The organism is Pseudomonas sp. GW821-FHT02A11 (assembly GCF_059421985.1).
Map to the genome: position 1 here is coordinate 75,889 of NZ_JBWKWB010000020.1, position 19,880 is coordinate 95,768.

The 19,880-nt window shown below is 60.5% G+C and carries 20 protein-coding genes; all 20 read left to right on the plus strand.

The features are described 5' to 3' along the window. Positions 1-193 precede the first annotated feature (193 nt). Positions 194-493, plus strand: a complete 300-nt coding sequence (locus tag AC07V9_RS22995; RefSeq protein ID WP_495017938.1) for an STAS domain-containing protein — start codon at positions 194-196, stop codon at positions 491-493. Further along, entirely contained in the window at positions 493-2,205 is a 1,713-nt protein-coding gene (locus AC07V9_RS23000; RefSeq protein WP_495017939.1) for an ATP-binding SpoIIE family protein phosphatase, read from the plus strand. Before AC07V9_RS22995 ends, AC07V9_RS23000 begins: the two co-directional genes overlap by 1 nt. A 30-nt stretch (positions 2,206-2,235) precedes the next feature. Further along, positions 2,236-2,628, plus strand: coding sequence for an Hpt domain-containing protein (locus tag AC07V9_RS23005; RefSeq protein WP_495017940.1), 393 nt, complete (start codon positions 2,236-2,238; stop codon positions 2,626-2,628). 79 nt (positions 2,629-2,707) lie between these two features. Then, on the plus strand, positions 2,708-4,150 hold the full coding sequence (locus AC07V9_RS23010; RefSeq protein ID WP_495017941.1) for a flagellar hook-length control protein FliK: 1,443 nt from the start codon (positions 2,708-2,710) through the stop codon (positions 4,148-4,150). A 223-nt stretch (positions 4,151-4,373) separates the two neighbouring features. Further along, positions 4,374-4,877 (plus strand): flagellar basal body-associated protein FliL, encoded by a 504-nt coding sequence (gene fliL, locus AC07V9_RS23015; RefSeq protein WP_495017942.1) that lies wholly within the window; start codon positions 4,374-4,376, stop codon positions 4,875-4,877. A 9-nt stretch (positions 4,878-4,886) separates the two neighbouring features. Beyond that, on the plus strand, positions 4,887-5,855 hold the full coding sequence (gene fliM / locus AC07V9_RS23020; RefSeq protein WP_495017943.1) for a flagellar motor switch protein FliM: 969 nt from the start codon (positions 4,887-4,889) through the stop codon (positions 5,853-5,855). Positions 5,856-5,930: 75 nt separating this feature from the next. Then, positions 5,931-6,395 carry a flagellar motor switch protein FliN gene (gene fliN / locus AC07V9_RS23025; RefSeq protein ID WP_495017944.1) on the plus strand — a complete coding sequence of 155 codons (465 nt, stop codon included), beginning with the start codon at positions 5,931-5,933 and terminating at the stop codon, positions 6,393-6,395. Positions 6,396-6,467: 72 nt separating this feature from the next. Continuing rightward, positions 6,468-6,905, plus strand: a complete 438-nt coding sequence (fliO, locus tag AC07V9_RS23030) for a flagellar biosynthetic protein FliO (protein WP_495017959.1) — start codon at positions 6,468-6,470, stop codon at positions 6,903-6,905. Continuing rightward, positions 6,905-7,648 carry a flagellar type III secretion system pore protein FliP gene (gene fliP, locus AC07V9_RS23035; protein ID WP_495017945.1) on the plus strand — a complete coding sequence of 248 codons (744 nt, stop codon included), beginning with the start codon at positions 6,905-6,907 and terminating at the stop codon, positions 7,646-7,648. The genes fliO and fliP overlap by 1 nt, the downstream gene beginning before the upstream one ends. Positions 7,649-7,673: 25 nt before the next feature. After that, entirely contained in the window at positions 7,674-7,943 is a 270-nt protein-coding gene (gene fliQ, locus AC07V9_RS23040; protein ID WP_495017946.1) for a flagellar biosynthesis protein FliQ, read from the plus strand. A gap of 7 nt (positions 7,944-7,950) precedes the next feature. Continuing rightward, positions 7,951-8,736, plus strand: coding sequence for a flagellar biosynthetic protein FliR (fliR, locus tag AC07V9_RS23045; RefSeq protein WP_495017947.1), 786 nt, complete (start codon positions 7,951-7,953; stop codon positions 8,734-8,736). 1 nt (position 8,737) lies between these two features. After that, entirely contained in the window at positions 8,738-9,877 is a 1,140-nt protein-coding gene (gene flhB / locus AC07V9_RS23050; protein ID WP_495017948.1) for a flagellar biosynthesis protein FlhB, read from the plus strand. Between the two features lie 241 nt (positions 9,878-10,118). Further along, on the plus strand, positions 10,119-12,248 hold the full coding sequence (gene flhA, locus AC07V9_RS23055; RefSeq protein ID WP_495017949.1) for a flagellar biosynthesis protein FlhA: 2,130 nt from the start codon (positions 10,119-10,121) through the stop codon (positions 12,246-12,248). An 11-nt stretch (positions 12,249-12,259) separates the two neighbouring features. Further along, complete coding sequence (gene flhF / locus AC07V9_RS23060) at positions 12,260-13,621, plus strand: flagellar biosynthesis GTPase FlhF (protein ID WP_495017950.1); 1,362 nt, start codon at positions 12,260-12,262, stop codon at positions 13,619-13,621. Positions 13,622-13,741: 120 nt separating this feature from the next. After that, positions 13,742-14,575: a flagellar synthesis regulator FleN gene (gene fleN, locus AC07V9_RS23065; RefSeq protein ID WP_495017951.1), complete on the plus strand. Its 834-nt coding sequence runs from the start codon at positions 13,742-13,744 to the stop codon at positions 14,573-14,575. After that, positions 14,572-15,312, plus strand: a complete 741-nt coding sequence (gene fliA, locus AC07V9_RS23070) for an RNA polymerase sigma factor FliA (protein WP_495017952.1) — start codon at positions 14,572-14,574, stop codon at positions 15,310-15,312. Before fleN ends, fliA begins: the two co-directional genes overlap by 4 nt. A 265-nt stretch (positions 15,313-15,577) precedes the next feature. Continuing rightward, on the plus strand, positions 15,578-15,952 hold the full coding sequence (locus AC07V9_RS23075) for a chemotaxis response regulator CheY (protein WP_175500148.1): 375 nt from the start codon (positions 15,578-15,580) through the stop codon (positions 15,950-15,952). Positions 15,953-15,971: 19 nt separating this feature from the next. Next, positions 15,972-16,760, plus strand: a complete 789-nt coding sequence (locus AC07V9_RS23080; protein WP_495017953.1) for a protein phosphatase CheZ — start codon at positions 15,972-15,974, stop codon at positions 16,758-16,760. A gap of 131 nt (positions 16,761-16,891) precedes the next feature. Beyond that, on the plus strand, positions 16,892-19,183 hold the full coding sequence (locus AC07V9_RS23085; RefSeq protein ID WP_495017954.1) for a chemotaxis protein CheA: 2,292 nt from the start codon (positions 16,892-16,894) through the stop codon (positions 19,181-19,183). Between the two features lie 210 nt (positions 19,184-19,393). Continuing rightward, on the plus strand, positions 19,394-19,880 hold a 487-nt coding region (locus tag AC07V9_RS23090; protein ID WP_495017955.1), incomplete at its 3' end, for a response regulator.

The window sequence follows — 19,880 nt, forward strand, 5'->3', positions numbered from 1 at the left end:
TTTTCCAAGTAACTCGCCGCAGGCGAAACGCTTCTGCCGTTAGGCAGAACTCATAAAGCACCACCGCCAATAACGGATATTCACCTGTTGGAAGCGTCATCCAAAAAGCACACCCACCAAGATCCATTTGCCGCGCCGCATAACCAATGCTAAAACTTCACCGTCTGACGTCGTTTCATATAAGGGATTTGCCATGTCAGTAACGTCCAATATTTCTGCAGACAAGCAGCTGACCATCAAAATCAAGGGACGCTTCGATTTTTCGACGCATCAGGATTTTCGCAAGGCGTATGAGAATGTGACCAACGCCAAAAGCTTCGTGGTCGACCTCAAAGAAGCCAACTACCTCGACAGCTCGGCACTGGGCATGCTCCTGCTGCTGCGCGATCACGCTGGCGGCGACCGGGCCGATGTACGGCTGGAAAACTGCAACGCCGACGTCATCAAAATCCTCGCCATCTCCAACTTCGCCAAACTTTTCCACATCGGCTGATGGCGGGTTCTGCGCCGCCTGAGCGCCTCAAGATCCTCATCGCCGACGACAACGCCAGCGACCGCATGCTGCTCTCGGCCATCATCAGCCGCCAGGGCCATGAGGTGGTGAGCGCCTGCGACGGGGCTGAAGCGGTGGCGCTGTTCGAGCGCGGCCGTCCGCAGTTGATCCTGATGGACGCCCTGATGCCGGTGATGGATGGCTTCGAGGCCGCCCGGCAGATCAAGGCGCTGGCGGGTGAATCGCTGGTGCCGATCATCTTTCTTACCTCCATGACCGAGGACGAGGGGCTGGCCCGTTGTCTGGATGCCGGCGGCGACGATTTCATCGCCAAGCCCTACAACCAGGTGGTGCTGGCCGCCAAGATCAACGCCATGAACCGGCTGCGCCTGTTGCAGGAAACCGTTCTGCAGCAGCGTGACCTCATCGCCCGGCATCACAAATACCTGCTCAACGAACAGCGCGTGGCCAAGGCGGTGTTCGACCAGATCGCCCACTCCGGCTGCCTGAGCGCGCCGAATATCCGCTACCTGCAATCGCCTTATGCGCTGTTCAACGGCGATTTGCTGCTCGCTGCCTGGGCGCCGTCGGGCAACATGCATGTGCTGCTGGGCGACTTTACCGGCCACGGCCTGCCCGCCGCCGTGGGGGCGATGCCGCTGGCGGAGGTCTTCTACGGCATGACCGCCAAGGGCTACGGGCTGCCGGAAACCCTGCGCGAGATGAACGCCAAGCTCAAGCGCATCCTGCCAGTGGACATGTTCTGCTGCGCGGCGCTGATCTGCGTGAACTTCCAGCAACAGCAGGTCGAGGTCTGGAACGGCGGTTTGCCCGACGGTTATCTGCTCCACGCCGATGGCCGCCCGCACACGCCGCTGGTCTCGGCGCACCTGCCGCTGGGTGTGTTGAGTGCCAGCAGTTTTGACGACAACACTCAGGTGTATCCCTTTGGCGCAGGCGATCGCGTGTTTCTGTTGTCTGACGGTGTGGTCGACAGCACCGATGAAAGCGGCGAGATGTTTGGCGCCCGGCGTCTGCAGAATGTTTTCGTCACCAACCGCAAGCCCGATTTGTTGATGGAAGAGGTGCAGTGGGCGCTGGCACGTTTCCGCGGGCAGGTGCGTGACGATGTGAGTATGGTCGAGGTTGGGTTCACCGAGCCGGAGTCCCTCGGCCCGCCCGCGGTGATCTATACGGACAGCGGCGACTCCAGCCCGCTGGACTGGTCGGCGAGTTTCGAATTCCGCGCCTCGACCCTCCAGCGCTTCAACCCTTTGCCGTATTTGCTGCAGCTGTTGCAGGAAGTGCATGGCCTGCGCCAGCAAAGCAGTGAGATCTACGTCGTGTTGGCCGAGCTGTACAGCAATGCCCTCGAGCACGGCGTGTTGGGGCTGGACTCGGCGCTCAAGCGGGACGCTGAAGGCTTTGCGACGTACTATCGTCTTCGGGGCGAGCGCCTGGACAATCTGGAAGATGGCTTCATTCGCATCAATTTCCAGGTCATCCCCGTGGGGCAGGGCGGACGTCTGATCGTTGAAGTGCATGACAGCGGCAGTGGTTTTGATGCCGAGCACGTGCTGGCGTTGCCGCCGGCGGTGCATCAGTTGTCCGGGCGCGGGTTGAGCCTCGTCAGGCAACTCAGTGAGCGCTGCCAGTGGTCGACGGACGGCCGTACGGCGTCGGTGGAGTTCGCGTGGGAGGGTCTGGCATAATCCCGCGATTCTTGATCAAGGAGCGAGCAAGTGTCGAAAAATCACGTGGATTTGACCGTACTCGGTACGTTGCGCGATGTCATGGAAGGTGAGTACCCGGCGCTGCTGGAAGTGTTCATCAACGATTCCGAAAAACGCGTCGGTGATTTGAATCGACTGACGCAGGGTTCCGACTTCAGCGCGGCATCTGCTCCTCAGCTGCATCAGGTCGGCATGCTGGCCCATAGTTTCAAGGGGAGCAGCAGCAACATGGGCGCTGCTCACTTGTCCGAGCTTTGCCGCCAACTCGAAGACCTGGCACGCGGCGCCGCTGCCGTCAGCGACGCCCAGATCGTTCATCTGGTCAAGGCCATCGACGAAGAGTACTGCGTGGTACGCGACGTGTACGACGTCGAGTTGCAGACCGCGCTCATCCGGCATTGATGCCCAAATACACGGGCTTTGCATATCTGGCCCGCCATTTGCTTAATCTCTTCGCAATCGTGTTCTTGCGGAGATCAACATGGCCCTTGCCAACAACCCTTTACTGACGGCTCTGACGGCTGCCAAAGCCCAGAAAGCCAGTGCCGCCCCTTCGGCAAAGGCGCCAGACCCCGTCAAGGACAACGCTTCCAGCTTCTCGACTGTGTTTGCCAAGCAGGCCACGCCCAAGTCGTCGTGCGTGGACGACAGCCCGTCCAAGCCTGCGAGCGCCAAGAGTCCGGCAGCGGATAACAAGGCAAACGCCAGCCATTCGTCTGCCGCCGCTGACAAATCCGTTGCCGGTAACGGCAATGGCTTGCCTGCCAACAAGACCGTCAACGGCAAAGCCGACAGCGGCAAGACCGACAAAAGCGCCGATGATGGCGACGATGACGATTCGCAGGACGACACCACCGATACCGCAACCGCAGCCTCGGACACCAGCGTCGTCGATGCCACTGCCAGCGATCCGACGCTGGACCCGACCCTGGCCGCGACCCCGCCTGTCGAGCCGGTGCCGGTAGTGGATGCGCAGCCTGTCGTCGATCCTGCCACGTTGATGGCCGCTAACGCTCCCGTGATTCCGCCGCCGGTGGTTCAAGCGCCGACTGCAACCAGCGACACGCCGGACGATACCTTCGACCCATCTGCCGATCCGCTGGAAGGCCTGACCGCCGTTCAGGTCGCGCTGGAGAGCAAGGGCCAGCAGACCGCGCAGTCATCCATTCATGGGGCGGACGCCAGCAAGACCAATGGCAGCCAGGACCCCAACGCTGACCAGACGCAAATGCTGGCCGGTAATCTGGCGGCGCTGGGCGATCAGCCGGTGGATAAGGATTCGGCAAAAACGGGCGGCGACAAGGCTTTCAGCGGTCTGCTGGCTGATGGCCTGAAAGATGTGAAAGGCGCGAGCAGCGATACTCGCGTCGATAACTTCGCCGATCGTCTGGCCGCGCTGTCCCAGGCTGCGCAGACCAAAACTAGCGCCGCCACGGCGTCGCCTCTGAATCAGCCGCTGGCGATGAACCAGAGTGGCTGGACCGAGGGCGTGGTCAACCGCGTGATGTATCTGTCCAGTCAGAGCCTGAAGCAGGCCGACATCCAGCTTGAGCCAGCTGAACTGGGTCGGCTGGATATTCGCGTCAATATGGCGGCAGATCAGCAGACCCAGATCACCTTCATGAGCGCCCACGTCGGTGTGCGTGACGCGCTGGAGAGCCAGATGGCACGCCTGCGCGATTCGTTCGCCCAGCAGGGCATGGGGCAGGTGGACGTCAACGTTTCGGACCAGTCGCGCAACATGCAGCAACAGGCGCAGCAGCAGTCGGGCGGCGATGCCCAGCGTGGCAATGGCACCCGCGGCACGGGCAATGTCAGCGGCAGCGACCTGATCGCCGATGGCGCACCGATTGACCCGGCTTCCGCTGCGGCCAGCGCGCCACTGACCGTGGTGGGTTCCAGCGCGGTCGATTATTACGCGTGATTCATCGCGTGGCCGATCAATCCGCCACGCCCCAACATCTGTGGGAGCGAATTCATTCGCGAGAGGCCGGTACAGTCGATGTATTCATGTCGAATGTACCGGCGTATCGCGAATGAATTCGCTCCCACAGTCGTTCTACCCTTCTGTTTTCAACTCTGGCACAACCCTTGCTCTCCCTCTGTCACGCAACACCGAACCCCTTGGATAGTGACGGATTATTGGCATGGCGAAGAGCGACGACGCAGTTAAAGACCCCGCAAAAAAAGGCAAGTTGAAGGTCATCATTCTTGTAGTGGTGGGCCTGCTGCTGGCTGTTGGTCTGTCGGTCGGCGCGACCTGGTTCATCATGCACAAGGCCGAAAGCAAGCCTGACCCGGCGGCGGCCGCCGAGGCTGCCAACGTCAAGAAGGAGGCAATCTTCGAGCCGCTGACGCCGCCTTTCGTGGTCAACTACAACGTCAACGGCCGTCAGCGTTACATGCAGGTCAGCATGACTTTGCTGGCCCGTGACCACGCTGATCTGGAAGCGCTGAAAGTGCACATGCCGGTCATTCGCAATAACCTGGTGATGATGTTTTCCGGCCAGCCATTCGACACCATCGCAACGCCGGTGGGCATGGAAATGCTGCGCCAGAAGGCCGCTGCGGTGGTGCAGGAAGTCGGCCAGAAAGAGCTGAACAAAAGCGTCATCGAACAGGTTCTTTTCACTAACTACGTACTGCAGTAGGACCACGACATGGCCGTGCAAGACCTGCTGTCCCAGGATGAAATCGACGCGCTGCTGCATGGCGTGGACGATGGTCTGGTACAGACCGAAAGCGTCATCGAACCGGGCAGCGTCAAGAGTTATGACCTGACCAGTCAGGACCGCATCGTCCGCGGACGCATGCCGACCCTGGAAATGATCAATGAGCGTTTCGCCCGTTACACCCGCATCAGCATGTTCAACCTGCTGCGCCGTTCTGCGGACGTGGCGGTGGGCGGCGTGCAGGTGATGAAATTCGGCGAATACGTGCACTCGCTGTACGTGCCGACCAGTCTGAACCTGGTCAAGATCAAGCCGTTGCGCGGCACTGCGCTGTTCATCCTGGACGCCAAGCTGGTGTTCAAGCTGGTGGACAACTTCTTTGGTGGCGACGGTCGTCACGCCAAGATCGAAGGCCGGGAATTCACCCCGACCGAGCTGCGCGTGGTGCGGATCGTGCTGGATCAGGCGTTTATCGACTTGAAGGAAGCCTGGCAGGCGATCATGGAAGTGAACTTCGAGTACATCAACTCGGAAGTGAACCCGGCCATGGCCAACATCGTCGGCCCGAGCGAAGCGATCGTGGTTTCGACCTTTCACATCGAACTCGATGGCGGTGGCGGCGACCTGCACGTGACCATGCCGTACTCGATGATCGAGCCGGTGCGCGAAATGCTCGATGCCGGCTTCCAGTCCGACCTGGATGACCAGGACGAGCGCTGGGTCAACGCCCTCAAACAGGACGTCATGGACGTCGCCGTGCCACTAAGCGCCACTGTTGCCCGTCGTCAGCTCAAGCTGCGCGACATCCTGCACATGCAGCCGGGCGACGTGATTCCGGTGGAGCTCAATGATCATTTGATCATGCGGGCCAACGGCGTGCCGTCTTTCAAGGTCAAGCTGGGTTCGCACAAGGGCAATCTGGCCCTGCAAGTGGTCGAACCGGTCGAACGCCGCTGAGGCATTGCCGTCAATTGCTCAACGCGCTGTTAAACGAATTGCTGTGTAAACGAATATTGCTCGCCGAGGACCACCATGGCTGATGAAAACGAAATGAACTCCGCAGACGACCAGGCACTGGCCGACGAGTGGGCTGCGGCCCTGGGCGAAGCGGGCGAGGGCGGTCAGGCGGACATCGACGCGCTGCTGGCTGCAGACGCTGGCCATTCTTCGACCAGTCGCCTGGCGATGGAAGAGTTCGGCAGCGTGCCGAAACAGACCGGCCCGGTGTCGTTGGACGGCCCTAATCTGGACGTGATCCTGGACATCCCGGTGTCCATTTCCATGGAAGTGGGCAGCACCGACATCAACATTCGCAACCTGCTGCAACTGAACCAGGGCTCGGTGATCGAGCTGGATCGCCTCGCCGGTGAGCCGCTGGATGTGCTGGTCAACGGCACGCTGATCGCTCACGGTGAGGTCGTGGTGGTGAACGAGAAGTTCGGGATTCGCCTGACGGACGTGATCAGCCCGAGTGAACGCATCAAGAAGCTGCGCTAAGTGAGCAGGTTTCTGGTGAGAGGCCTCACAGGCCTGCTGGCTGCGACCGTGCTGCTGGTGTCGGACGTCGTCATGGCAGCCGAGACTGCGACGCCTGCCGCACCGGCTGCCACCGTCGCGCCAAATGCCGCGCCTGCGGTTGTGCCGCCGGTCAGCGCGTTGAGCAGCGGTGTTGGCGGACAGTTGATGCAACTGGTGCTCGGGCTGGGTCTGGTGGTGGCGCTGATCTTCGGCCTTGCCTGGCTTTTGCGCCGGGTCCAGAGCACCGGTCCTGCGGGCAATCAGGTCATCGAACTGGTGGGCTCTCGTGCCCTTGGGCCGCGTGATCGTCTGGTGCTGGTTCAGGTCGGTAACGAGCAGGTGCTGTTGGGGGTTTCGCCGGGCAGCATCACTGCGCTTCACGTGATGAATGAGCCGGTCAAGGTGCCCGACGCTCAGAACGCCACGCCAGAGTTCGCCAAGCGTCTGCTGGAAGTGCTGGGTAAACAGGGTCAAAAGGATAAGAACTGATGCGCATTGTTTTGACGCTGCTGTTGCTGTTGGCAGCGCCGCTGGCGTTCGCCGCCGACCCGTTGTCGATTCCGGCGATCTCCCTGGGCACTGGCGCCAATGGTCAGCAGGAGTATTCGGTCAGCCTGCAAATCCTGCTGATCATGACCGCGCTGAGCTTCATTCCGGCGTTCGTCATGCTGATGACCAGCTTCACGCGAATCATCATCGTGTTCTCGATCCTGCGCCAGGCGCTGGGTCTGCAACAGACGCCGTCGAACCAGATCCTCACCGGCATGGCGCTGTTTTTGACGCTGTTCATCATGGCCCCGGTGTTCGACCGGGTGAACAATGATGCGCTGCAGCCGTACCTGGCCGAGAAGATGACGGCCCAGGACGCCGTGGCCAAGGCCGAGGTGCCGATCAAGGACTTCATGCTGGCGCAGACCCGCTCCAGCGACCTTGACCTGTTCATGCGTCTGTCCAAGCGCACCGACATCGCCACCCCGGACGCTGCGCCGCTGACCATCATCGTTCCGGCTTTCGTGACCTCGGAGCTGAAAACGGCGTTTCAGATCGGCTTCATGATTTTTATCCCGTTCCTGATCATCGACCTGGTGGTCGCCAGTGTGTTGATGGCCATGGGTATGATGATGCTTTCCCCCCTGATCATTTCTTTGCCGTTCAAGATCATGCTGTTCGTGCTGGTGGACGGATGGGCACTGATCATCGGCACGCTGGCCGGCAGCTTTGGTGGCGTATGAACCTGTTTGACGAGGAGTGCGCGGCATGACCCCGGAAGTCGTTATCGATCTGTTCCGCGAAGCCCTGTGGCTGACCACGACCCTGGTGGCGATTCTGGTGGTGCCGAGCCTGATCGTCGGCCTTGTGGTGTCGATGTTTCAGGCCGCCACGCAGATCAACGAACAGACCCTGAGCTTCCTGCCGCGCCTGCTGGTGATGCTGGTGACCCTGATTGTCGTTGGCCCTTGGCTGATGCGCACGTTCATGGAGTACATCACCAACCTGTACACCAGCATCCCGCAAGTCATCGGCTGATTCGCCCATGGAACCTGTACTGGCGCTGACCGATACGCAGATCAGCACCTGGGTGGCGGCGTTCATGCTGCCGCTGTTTCGCATTGCGGCGGTGCTGATGACCATGCCGGTGTTCGGCACGACCCTGTTGCCGAGGCGGATACGGCTTTTTTTCGCGGTTGCGATTACGGTCGTGGTGGCGCCCAGCCTGCCGCCGATGCCGGAAGTTCACGCCCTGGACCTCAGCGCGCTGCTGCTCATCGCTGAACAGATCATCATCGGCGCGGCGCTGGGCCTGTCGTTGCAGTTGTTCTTTCAGGCATTCGTGATTGCCGGGCAGATCGTCGCCATCCAGATGGGCATGGGCTTCGCGTCCATGGTCGACCCGGTCAACGGCGTGTCGGTAGCGGTGATCGGGCAATTCTTCACCATGGTCGTGACCTTGCTGTTTCTGAGCATGAACGGGCATCTGGTGGTGTTCGAGGTGCTGATCGAAAGCTTCACTACCCTGCCGGTCGGGCAAGGGCTGGTGACCGCCAATTTCTGGGAACTGGTGTTGCGCCTGGGCTGGGTGCTTGGCGCTGCGCTGGTGCTGGTATTGCCTGCGATCACTGCGCTGCTGGTGGTCAACATCGCCATGGGCATCATGACCCGCGCGGCGCCGCAGCTGAACATCTTCTCCATCGGTTTTCCGCTGACCCTGGTGCTGGGTATGGGGATCTTGTGGATCTCCCTCGGCGACATTCTCAATCAGTACCAACCGCTGGCGGTCGACGCCTTGCAGTTGCTCAGGGACATGGTCAAGGCGCGCTGACATGGCTGAAAGCGAGAGCGGTCAGGACAAGACAGAAGACCCCACGGACAAGCGCAAGCGTGAGGCCAGAGAGAAGGGCGAAATCGCCCGCTCCAAAGAGCTCAACACCGTCATCATCATGATCGTCGGCGCCGCCGGGTTGCTGGCGTTCGGCGGCTCCATGGCGGAAATGATGATGCAGTTGATGCGCGAGAACTTCACCATCTCGCGCGAGGCGCTGATGGAAGAACGCAGCATGAGCCTGATGCTGCTGGTATCGGGCAAGGCCGCGCTGATGTCGGTGACACCGCTGCTGGTCGCCTTGACCATTGCCGCATTGATCGGCCCTATATCCCTGGGTGGCTGGCTGTTCGCAGCGGGTTCGCTGGCGCCCAAGTTCAGCCGCATGAACCCTCTGGCAGGCCTCAAACGCATGGTCTCGCCCAAGGCGTTGATCGAGCTGCTGAAGTCCCTCGCCAAGTTTCTGATCGTGCTTGCCGTGGCCGTCGTGGTTCTGGCCAAGGACAAGAACGACCTGCTGGCCATTGCCCATGAACCACTGGAAATGGCGGTGGTGCACAGCCTGCAACTGGTGGGCTGGAGTACGTTGTGGATGGCCCTGGGCTTGCTGATCATCGCGGCGGTGGACGTGCCGGTGCAGTTGTGGGAAGCGCACAAGAAGCTGCTGATGACCAAGCAGGAAGTGCGCGACGAGCACAAGGACAGCGAGGGGCGACCGGAGGTCAAGCAGCGGATTCGTCAGTTGCAGCGCGAGATGTCGCAGCGACGGATGATGGCAGCAATTCCGGAGGCGGATGTGGTCATCACCAACCCGACTCACTATGCGGTGGCGCTCAAGTACGACCCGGACAAGGGTGGGGCGCCGATGCTGCTGGCCAAGGGCACGGATTTCATCGCGCTGAAGATTCGCGAGATTGCCACGCAGCATGAAATCCAGCTGTTGGAGTCGCCAGCGCTGGCGCGGTCGATTTACTACAGCACAGAGCTGGACCAGGAGATTCCGGCGGGGCTGTATCTGGCGGTGGCGCAGGTGTTGGCGTATGTCTACCAGATTCGTCAGTACCGGTCGGGGCGCGGCAAGCGGCCTGATCCGTTGAAGGATAACCTGCCGATTCCGCCGGATTTGAGGCGCGATTCTTAAGGGTTGGCTTTGGATTCTTAATTTGATGCCCTGGCGGGCATCAAAGTAAGAATCCAAAACCAACCCTCTTAAAACACTAATCCTTTCCCACTCAACAGAAATCTGTCGACCAAAACACAAATCCGAATAGTGGCACTCTGATATTTTCAGCGCTTTCCAAGAGTTGGACAGGTTTTTGCAATACCTGCGTTACAGCGCCTTTGGCGTCAAAAGTTTGATTTAACGCGCAGGTACAGAATCGGTGGATCGCTCTCAATTAATCACTAACGCTCGCTCCGGGTTGATCGGCCTGGGTCGCGGTCAGCTGGGCGTGCCGTTGCTGTTGCTGGTCATGCTGGCAATGATGATGTTGCCGATGCCGCCGTTTCTGCTGGACGTGTTCTTCACGTTCAACATCGCGTTGTCCATCGTGGTTCTGCTGGTCTGCGTTTATGCACTGCGGCCGCTGGACTTCTCCGTGTTCCCCACCATCCTGCTGATCGCGACCCTGCTGCGCCTGGCGCTCAACGTCGCGTCCACCCGGGTGGTCATGCTCCACGGTCAGGACGGCCACGCCGCTGCCGGTAAGGTGATCCAGGCCTTCGGTGAAGTGGTGATCGGCGGTAACTACGTCGTCGGTATCGTGGTCTTCGCGATTCTGATGATCATCAACTTCGTCGTGGTGACCAAAGGTGCCGGTCGTATCTCCGAGGTGAGCGCGCGTTTCACCCTCGATGCGATGCCTGGCAAGCAGATGGCTATCGACGCCGACCTCAACGCTGGCCTGATCGATCAGCCCGAAGCCAAGCGTCGTCGTCTGGAAGTTGCCCAGGAGGCCGAGTTTTACGGCTCCATGGACGGTGCCAGCAAGTTCGTGCGCGGTGACGCCATCGCTGGCCTGTTGATCCTGTTCATCAACCTCATCGGCGGCATGCTGGTGGGTATCCTGCAGCACAACATGTCCTTTGGCGACGCCGGCAAGGTCTACGCCCTGTTGACGATCGGTGACGGTTTGGTGGCGCAATTGCCGTCGCTGCTGCTCTCCACCGCGGCGGCCATCATGGTGACCCGCGCCTCCGGCTCCGAAGAGATGGGCAAGCTGGTAGGACGCCAGATGTTCACCTCGCACAAGGCGCTGGCGGTGTCCGCGGGCATCATGATCGTCATGGGCCTGGTGCCAGGCATGCCGCACTTCTCGTTCATCAGCCTGGGTCTGGCCGCCGCCGGTGGTGCTTACCTGCTGTGGAAAAAACAGAACATGGTCAAGCTGGCGGCCATTCAGGAGGTCAAGCGTCAACAGGAGCTGCTGCCGGCCCCTAACCGCGTGCAGGAGTCCAAAGAGCTGGGCTGGGATGACGTCACCCCGATCGACATGATCGGCCTGGAGGTGGGCTATCGCCTGATTCCGCTGGTGGACCGCAACCAGGGTGGTCAGTTGCTGGCGCGGATCAAGGGTGTGCGCAAGAAGCTGTCGCAAGAGTTGGGCTTTTTGATGCCGACCGTACACATTCGCGACAACCTGGATCTGGCGCCGAGCGCGTATCGTTTGACGCTGATGGGCGTGACCCTGGCCGAAGCCGAGATCTACCCGGACCGGGAGCTTGCGATCAACCCCGGTCAAGTGTTCGGCAGCCTCAACGGCATCACTGCCAAAGACCCGGCGTTTGGGCTTGAGGCGGTCTGGATCGAAATCAGCCAGCGCGCTCAGGCGCAGTCGCTGGGCTACACCGTGGTCGATGCTAGCACTGTAGTGGCGACCCACTTGAACCAGATCCTCTACAAACACTCTCATGAGCTGATTGGTCATGAAGAAGTCCAGCAACTGATGACGTTGCTGGCCAAAAGCTCGCCAAAACTGGCTGAAGAGCTGGTGCCTGGGGTGCTGTCGTTGTCGGCGCTGCTCAAGGTGTTGCAGGCGCTGTTGGCCGAGCAGGTGCCGGTGCGCGATATTCGCAGCATTGCCGAAGCCATCGCCAACAACGCCGCGCGGAGTCAAGATACCGCCGCGCTGGTGGCCGCTGTCCGGGTCGGTTTGTCCCGCGCAATCGTGCAAAGCATTGTCGGCATTGAGCCGGAGCTGCCTGTTATCACCCTTGAGCCAAGGTTGGAACAGATATTGCTCAATAGTCTGCAGAAGGCGGGTCAGGGTCAGGAAGAAGGCGTTCTGCTCGAACCGAGTATGGCTGAGAAGCTTCAGCGCTCGTTGATCGAAGCAGCGCAGCGTCAGGAGATGCAGGGTCAGCCGGTTATATTGTTGGTCGCAGGTCCGGTACGTGCCATGTTGTCCCGCTTTGGGCGCCTGGCGGTTCCGAACATGCATGTTTTGGCTTACCAGGAAATTCCTGACAATAAGCAAGTCACCATCGTAGCGACTGTCGGGCCGAACGGCTGAGGTAGTGAGTCATGCAAGTTAAGCGTTTTTTCGCCGCCGATATGCGACAAGCCATGAAACTGGTTCGTGATGAGCTGGGCGCTGAAGCCGCCATCATCGGCAACCGGCGGATCGCCGGTGGCGTGGAGCTGACTGCCGCGCTGGACTACAAATTGTCTGCGCTGGCCCCGCGTGTGCCGAACATCGAGCTCGAAGACGAGCTGCGCAAGACTCAGTCGCGCATCGTCACCGCTCAGGCCGAGCTGACCAGCCGCAGCGAACTGGACACCGTCGCCAACCGGCAGTTGTTCGCCGGTCTTGCCATGGATGACAGCAAGCAGCAGATCGAGCCGACGCTGGACGAACCGTTCCGCCCCTCGATCCACGCTGCAATCGCGGCTGACCGTGCCGAGCGCGCCGAGCGTCAAACCCACGCCGAGCCGGGCATCAGCCAGCGCGCTTACGATTCGATGCGCTCTGAATTGAACGGCCTGCGTGAACTGCTGGAAGTCCAGCTTGGGTCGCTGGCCTGGAATCAACTGCAGGGCAGCCGTCCGCAACAGGCTAATCTGTGGCGTCGCCTGCAACGTGTGGGTCTGTCTGGCCCGCTGTCGCGCGATCTGTTGAACATGGTCCCGGACGTTGACGATCAGCCTCATGCCTGGCGCATGTTGCTGGCTCACCTGGCGCGCATGATCGTCACACCTGACGTCGAGCCGCTGGAAGAGGGCGGGGTGATCGCCATGGTCGGCCCTGCCGGTATGGGCAAGACCACCACGTTAGCCAAACTCGCGGCCCGTTATGTGTTGAAATACGGCGCGCAAAATATCGCGCTGGTGAGCATGGACAGCTTTCGCATCGGGGCTCAGGAACAACTCAAGACGCTGGGCCGGATTCTCAATGTGCCGGTGACCCACGTCGATCCGGGGCAATCCCTGGCTCAGGCGCTGGAACCGTTGCTGCGCAAGCGCGTGGTGCTGATCGATACCGCAGGCCTCCAAGCCAGCGATCCGGCCCTGCGCCTGCAGCTCGAAAGCCTGGCCGGTCGCGGCATCAAGGCGCGCAATTACTTGGTACTGGCGACAACCAGCCAGAAACAGGTACTGACCGCGGCCTATCACAGTTACAAGCGTTGCGGCCTGGCCGGGTGCATCCTGACCAAGCTCGACGAAACCGCAAGCCTTGGCGAAGTGCTGAGCCTTGCCGTGACACACGAACTGCCTGTGGCCTATCTCACTGATGGCCCGCGCATACCGGATGATCTGCATCTGCCCCGTCGGCACCAGTTGGTAAGCCGTGCCGTCAGTGTGCAGATGCAGGAGGAGCCTAGCGAGGAAGCGATGGCGGATATGTTTGCGGATCTTTATCACAGCACCGGCAAGCGCGCGGGCTAGGTTAAGGAAAATGACATTGGAAAATACCTGCATCGATGGTCTGCCAGGCATTGTTCACTCAGTGAACGTGCAGCCCGAAATGTGGCTTTGGTCTAAGCAAGACAAGGTAAAGAATTAACTATGGGCAGCATGCATCCCGTTCAGGTTATCGCGGTGACCGGTGGCAAAGGTGGCGTAGGCAAGACCAATGTGTCAGTGAACCTCTCGCTGGCCTTGGCCGAGCTGGGACGTCGCGTCATGTTGCTGGATGCCGATCTGGGTCTGGCCAACGTCGACGTATTGTTGGGGCTGACCCCAAAACGCACCCTGGCCGATGTCATCGAAGGCCGCTGCGAGCTGCGCGATGTCCTGTTGCAGGGCCCGGGCGGTGTACGCATCGTGCCTGCGGCATCCGGCACCCAGACCATGGTTCAGTTGAGCCCGGCGCAGCATGCCGGCCTGATTCAGGCGTTCAGCGAAATCGGCGACAACCTCGACGTGCTGGTGATCGACACCGCCGCCGGGATTGGCGAATCGGTGGTCAGCTTCGTACGCGCAGCGCAGGAAGTGCTGCTGGTGGTGTGCGATGAGCCGACCTCGATCACTGACGCCTACGCGCTGATCAAACTGCTTAACCGCGACCACGGCATGAACCGCTTCCGCGTGCTGGCCAACATGGCCCAGAGCCCGCAGGAAGGGCGCAACCTGTTTGCCAAGCTGACCAAGGTCACCGACCGCTTCCTCGACGTGGCCCTGCAGTATGTGGGCGCTGTGCCGTACGACGAATGCGTGCGCAAGGCCGTGCAAAAACAGCGCGCCGTGTATGAAGCGTTTCCACGTTCCAAATGTGCCCTGGCATTCAAGGCCATTGCACAGAAGGTCGATACCTGGCCACTGCCGGCGAACCCGCGTGGCCACCTTGAATTTTTCGTTGAGCGGCTGGTTCATCAGACCAGCGCAGGGCCAGTGTCATGACTGCAAGTGGCTATCGCATGTACAGCAAATCATCCAAAGATTCCCAGTATGAGCTGATCGAGCGTTATGCCCCTCTGGTCAAGCGCATCGCTTACCACTTGCTGGCGCGTTTGCCGGCCAGCGTGCAGGTCGAGGATCTGATCCAGGCCGGCATGATCGGTCTGCTCGAAGTCTCGACCAAGTACGACTCCACCAAGGGTGCGAGTTTCGAGACCTACGCGGGTATTCGTATCCGCGGCGCGATGCTCGATGAAGTGCGCAAGGGAGACTGGGCGCCCCGTTCGGTCCACCGCAACACGCGCATGGTCAGCGACGCGATTCGTGCAATTGAAGCAAAAACCGGCCGCGACGCTAAAGATCATGAGGTTGCTGCCGAACTTCAATTGAGCCTGGACGATTACTACGCGATTCTGAACGATACCTTGGGCAGTCGCCTGTTCAGCTTCGACGACCTGTTGCAGGACGGCGAGCATGAAGGGCTGCATGAGGATGGCGCGAGCCAGTCGCTGGAACCGTCACGGGATCTGGAAGACGAGCGCTTCCAGAGCGCACTGGCCGACGCCATTGCCAACCTGCCCGAGCGTGAACGCCTGGTGTTGGCGCTGTACTACGACGAAGAGCTGAACCTCAAGGAAATCGGTGAGGTCCTGGGGGTCAGCGAGTCGCGTGTCAGCCAGTTGCACAGCCAGTGTGCCGCCCGTCTGCGCGGACGCCTGGGAGAATGGCGCGCGCGCTGACCCATCAACACGGGTGCCGGTTGCGGGGCCTGTGAGTAACATGCAAGACCGGCTGTGCAAGATGTGGTGTGGGAAGCAAAAGAGACAAGGCAGGAGCCGGTCGGATCAGGTCTTCGTGACTCTGTTCCGCTGTGCTCGTACCTTTCGATTCCAAAGCCCCCTCGTTTTCGTGTAACCGGTAGTTGTGCTGTACCGGTATTGATTGAACGCGCGTCCGGGAGCTGGGCGCGTTAAAGACTGCTTGGAGGTCGAATTGGACAAGAACATGAAAATCCTCATCGTTGATGACTTCTCAACGATGCGGCGGATCATAAAAAACCTGTTGCGTGACCTTGGGTTCACCAACACGGCCGAAGCAGATGACGGTACCACCGCATTGCCGATGCTGCAGAGCGGGGCTTTCGATTTCCTGGTGACTGACTGGAACATGCCCGGCATGTCCGGCATCGACCTGCTGCGTCAGGTCCGTGCCGATGAGCGCCTGCGCCATCTGCCGGTACTGATGGTCACCGCCGAAGCCAAGCGCGAGCAGATCATCGAGGCCGCTCAGGCCGGTGTGAACGGCTACGTCGTGAAGCCTTTCACTGCTCAGGTTCTCAAAGAAAAGATCGAGAAGATATTCGAGCGCGTCAATAGCTGATGTCCGCTGCGAGGGCGCTATGGATCCTAAAGATTCGACGATGGGTGACTTCGAGTCGACCCTGAAGAAACATGCACAAGAACTCGTCGCGAGCCTTGAAAAGGGCAAGTTCGGCGACGCCGTGCAACTTATCCATGAGCTAAACCAGACCCGCGATCGCGGCCTGTATCAGGAAGTCGGCAAACTGACGCGCGAGCTGCACAGCGCAATCGTCAATTTCCAGATTGACCCGCACATGCCGCAAGCCGAAGAGGTGTCGCAGATCACGGATGCCACCGAGCGCCTGTCGTATGTTGTCAGGCTCACGGAAGGTGCGGCCAACCGCACCATGGACCTGGTGGAGCAGAGCACGCCATTGATGAATGGCCTGAGCACGGACGCCAAGGCGCTCAGCGACGATTGGGGGCGCTTCATGCGTCGCGAGATCGGTGCCGAGGAGTTTCGTGATCTGGCCCGCCGCGTCGAGGGTTTCCTTGCGCGCAGCGAGAAGGAGACCCACGAGGTCGCCAGCCACCTCAACGACATTCTGCTGGCCCAGGACTATCAGGACCTGACCGGCCAGGTGATCAAGCGTGTGACGACGCTGGTGACCGAAGTCGAGAGCAATCTGCTCAAGTTGGTGCTGATGGCAAGCCAGGTCGATCGCTTTGCTGGCATCGAGCACGACCAGGAAGTGTTCCGTCAGCAAAAAGAACAGGAAAAACTTCATTCCAAGGGTGAAGGTCCGCAGATTCATGCCGATAAACGTGAAGACGTCGTATCCGGTCAGGATGATGTTGACGATCTGCTATCCAGCCTTGGCTTCTAGATTCTAGAGCCGGGGTTCTATGTGAAAGAGGCTGCGGGCCTGATGCGTGAATGCTTCGACGAAAGCAAGGCGCGCAGGCCAGCGACGCAGCCCCTGGATCGGTTTGACGGTTAATTTTAGGAGCACCCCCAATGAGCTTCGGCGCCGATGAAGAAATCCTTCAGGATTTTCTGGTAGAGGCCGGCGAGATTCTGGAGCAGTTGTCCGAGCAGCTGGTCGAGCTGGAAAGCCGGCCGGATGATGCGGATCTGCTCAATGCAATTTTTCGCGGTTTTCACACTGTAAAAGGGGGCGCCGGCTTCCTCCAGCTCAACGAGCTGGTTGAATGCTGTCACATCGCCGAAAACGTGTTCGACATCCTGCGCAAAGGTGAGCGCCGGGTCGACGCGGAACTCATGGACGTCGTGCTTGAAGCCCTGGACACCGTCAACAGTATGTTCGGTCAGGTGCGTGAGCGTTCGGACATCACCCCGGCCACGCCTGAACTGCTCGCCGCGCTGTCGCGTCTGGCTGAGCCTGCGTCGGCTGACGAAGTGGCTGCAGCGCCCGCTCCTGTAGCGCCGGAGCCGGTGGCCGAGGCGCCGTCCGAGGACATCACCGACCAGGAATTCGAACAACTGCTGGACTCGCTCAATGCGGTCAAGGCTCAAGCCGCTGGCGCAGCCGTGCCTGCTCCAGTCGCAGCAGCCCCGGCATCCGCCAATGAAGCGGCCAGCGATGAAATCACTGACGCCGAATTCGAATCGCTGCTCGATCAGCTGCACGGCAAAGGGCAATTCGCTGTCGATGCGGTTGTCCCGACAGCGGCCGCCGCACCTGCCAGCGCGCCTGCCAGTGATGAAATCACCGATGACGAATTCGAAGCGCTGCTCGATCAGTTGCACGGCAAGGGCAGTTTCTCGCCTGACGCCGCTGCAGCCCCAGCTGCCGCTGCGCCTGCTGCCGTCGAATCGGCTGCACCGGCATCGGACGAAATCACCGATAACGAATTTGAAGCACTGCTCGACCAACTGCACGGCAAAGGCAGCTTCTCGCCAGACGTAGCGGCGAGCGCTGCAGCCGCGACGGCACCGGCGAAGAAAGCCGAACCTGCCAAGGTCGAGCCGCCGAAAGCCGAGCCTGCCAAACCGGCTGCGGCAGCGGCTGCACCGACACCCGCTGCTGCCCCGGCGAAAGCGGCTCCAGCACCGGCCGCTGCTCCCGCCGCCGCCCGCGCTCCGGCACCGGCTACCGGCGACAAGGCACCGACCGAAGCGGAAACCACCGTGCGCGTCGACACGGCGCGGTTGGACGAAATCATGAACATGGTTGGCGAACTGGTGCTGGTGCGTAACCGCCTGGTGCGCCTGGGTGCCAACAGCGCCGATGAAGCCATGTCCAAGGCCGTGTCCAATCTGGACGTGGTCACCGCTGACCTGCAGACCGCCGTCATGAAGACGCGCATGCAGCCGATCAAGAAAGTCTTCGGTCGCTTCCCGCGACTGGTTCGCGATCTGGCCCGTCAGCTGAAGAAAGAGATCAACCTTGAACTGGTGGGTGAAGAGACCGACCTGGACAAGAACCTTGTCGAGGCGCTGGCCGACCCGTTGGTGCACTTGGTGCGCAACGCGGTGGACCACGGTATCGAATCGCCGGAAGAGCGCGAAGCATCGGGCAAGGCTCGTGGCGGACGCGTGGTGCTCTCGGCGGAACAGGAAGGCGACCACATCCTCCTGTCGATTTCCGATGACGGCAAAGGCATGGACCCGGCCGTACTGCGTGCTATCGCGGTCAAGCGCGGTGTCATGGACAAGGATGCGGCAGACCGTTTGAGCGACACCGACTGCTACAACCTGATCTTCGCACCGGGCTTTTCGACCAAGACCGAGATCTCCGATGTGTCCGGCCGTGGCGTGGGCATGGACGTGGTGAAAACCAAGATCGCCCAGCTCAACGGCTCGATCAACATCTATTCGACCAAGGGCCAGGGCTCGAAGATCGTCATCAAGGTCCCGCTGACCCTGGCGATCATGCCGACCCTGATGGTGATGCTGGGCAACCAGGCCTTCGCCTTCCCGCTGGTCAACGTCAACGAGATCTTCCACCTGGACCTGTCGACCACCAACGTCGTCGATGGTCAGGAAGTGGTCATCGTGCGCGACAAGGCACTGCCGCTGTTCTACCTCAAGCGCTGGCTGGTCAGCTCTGCCGCTTACGAAGAGCAGCGCGAAGGCCACGTGGTGATCCTGTCGGTCGGCACCCAGCGCATCGGCTTTGTGGTCGATCAACTGGTGGGTCAGGAAGAAGTGGTCATCAAACCGCTGGGCAAGATGTTGCAAGGTACGCCAGGCATGTCGGGCGCCACCATTACCGGTGATGGCCGCATCGCGCTGATCCTCGACGTACCAAGCATGCTCAAGCGTTACGCCGCACGGCGTATTTGAAGGCCGCGATGCATTGAACCCTGAGGGAGAGAATTCATTCCGGGCGGCATTCCGACGAGGGCCGGTACAGGCAACAGATAGGTAGCGCCTGAACCATTTTCGCGAATGAATTCGCTCCCACAGGTTCTTTGTCCACCTTTGTAACCCAGGTGGATCAGAGGTTGATGAAACGGGCCGCACCAGTCACTGGGCGGGCTCTATGGAGTTTTTATGGCAGTCAAGGTTCTGGTGGTAGACGATTCCGGCTTTTTCCGCCGGCGCGTCTCGGAAATTCTTTCCTCTGACACAACGATTCAAGTGGTCGGTACCGCCACCAACGGCAAGGAAGCGATCGAGCAGGCGCTGGCCCTCAAGCCTGACGTGATCACCATGGACTACGAAATGCCGATGATGGATGGCATTACCGCAGTTCGTCACATCATGCAGCGCTGCCCGACCCCGGTTCTGATGTTCTCCTCACTGACCCACGAAGGCGCCCGGGTAACCCTGGATGCGCTGGACGCGGGGGCGGTGGATTACCTGCCCAAGAACTTCGAAGACATCTCGCGCAACCCCGAGAAGGTCAAACAGATGCTCTGCGAGAAAGTCCACACCATCTCGCGCAGCAACCGTCGTTTCAGCGGCTACGCCAGCGCCCCGGCAGCACCGGCGCCAGCGCCAGCTCCTGCGGCGGCCAGCGCTTCGCGTAGCCCGGCGC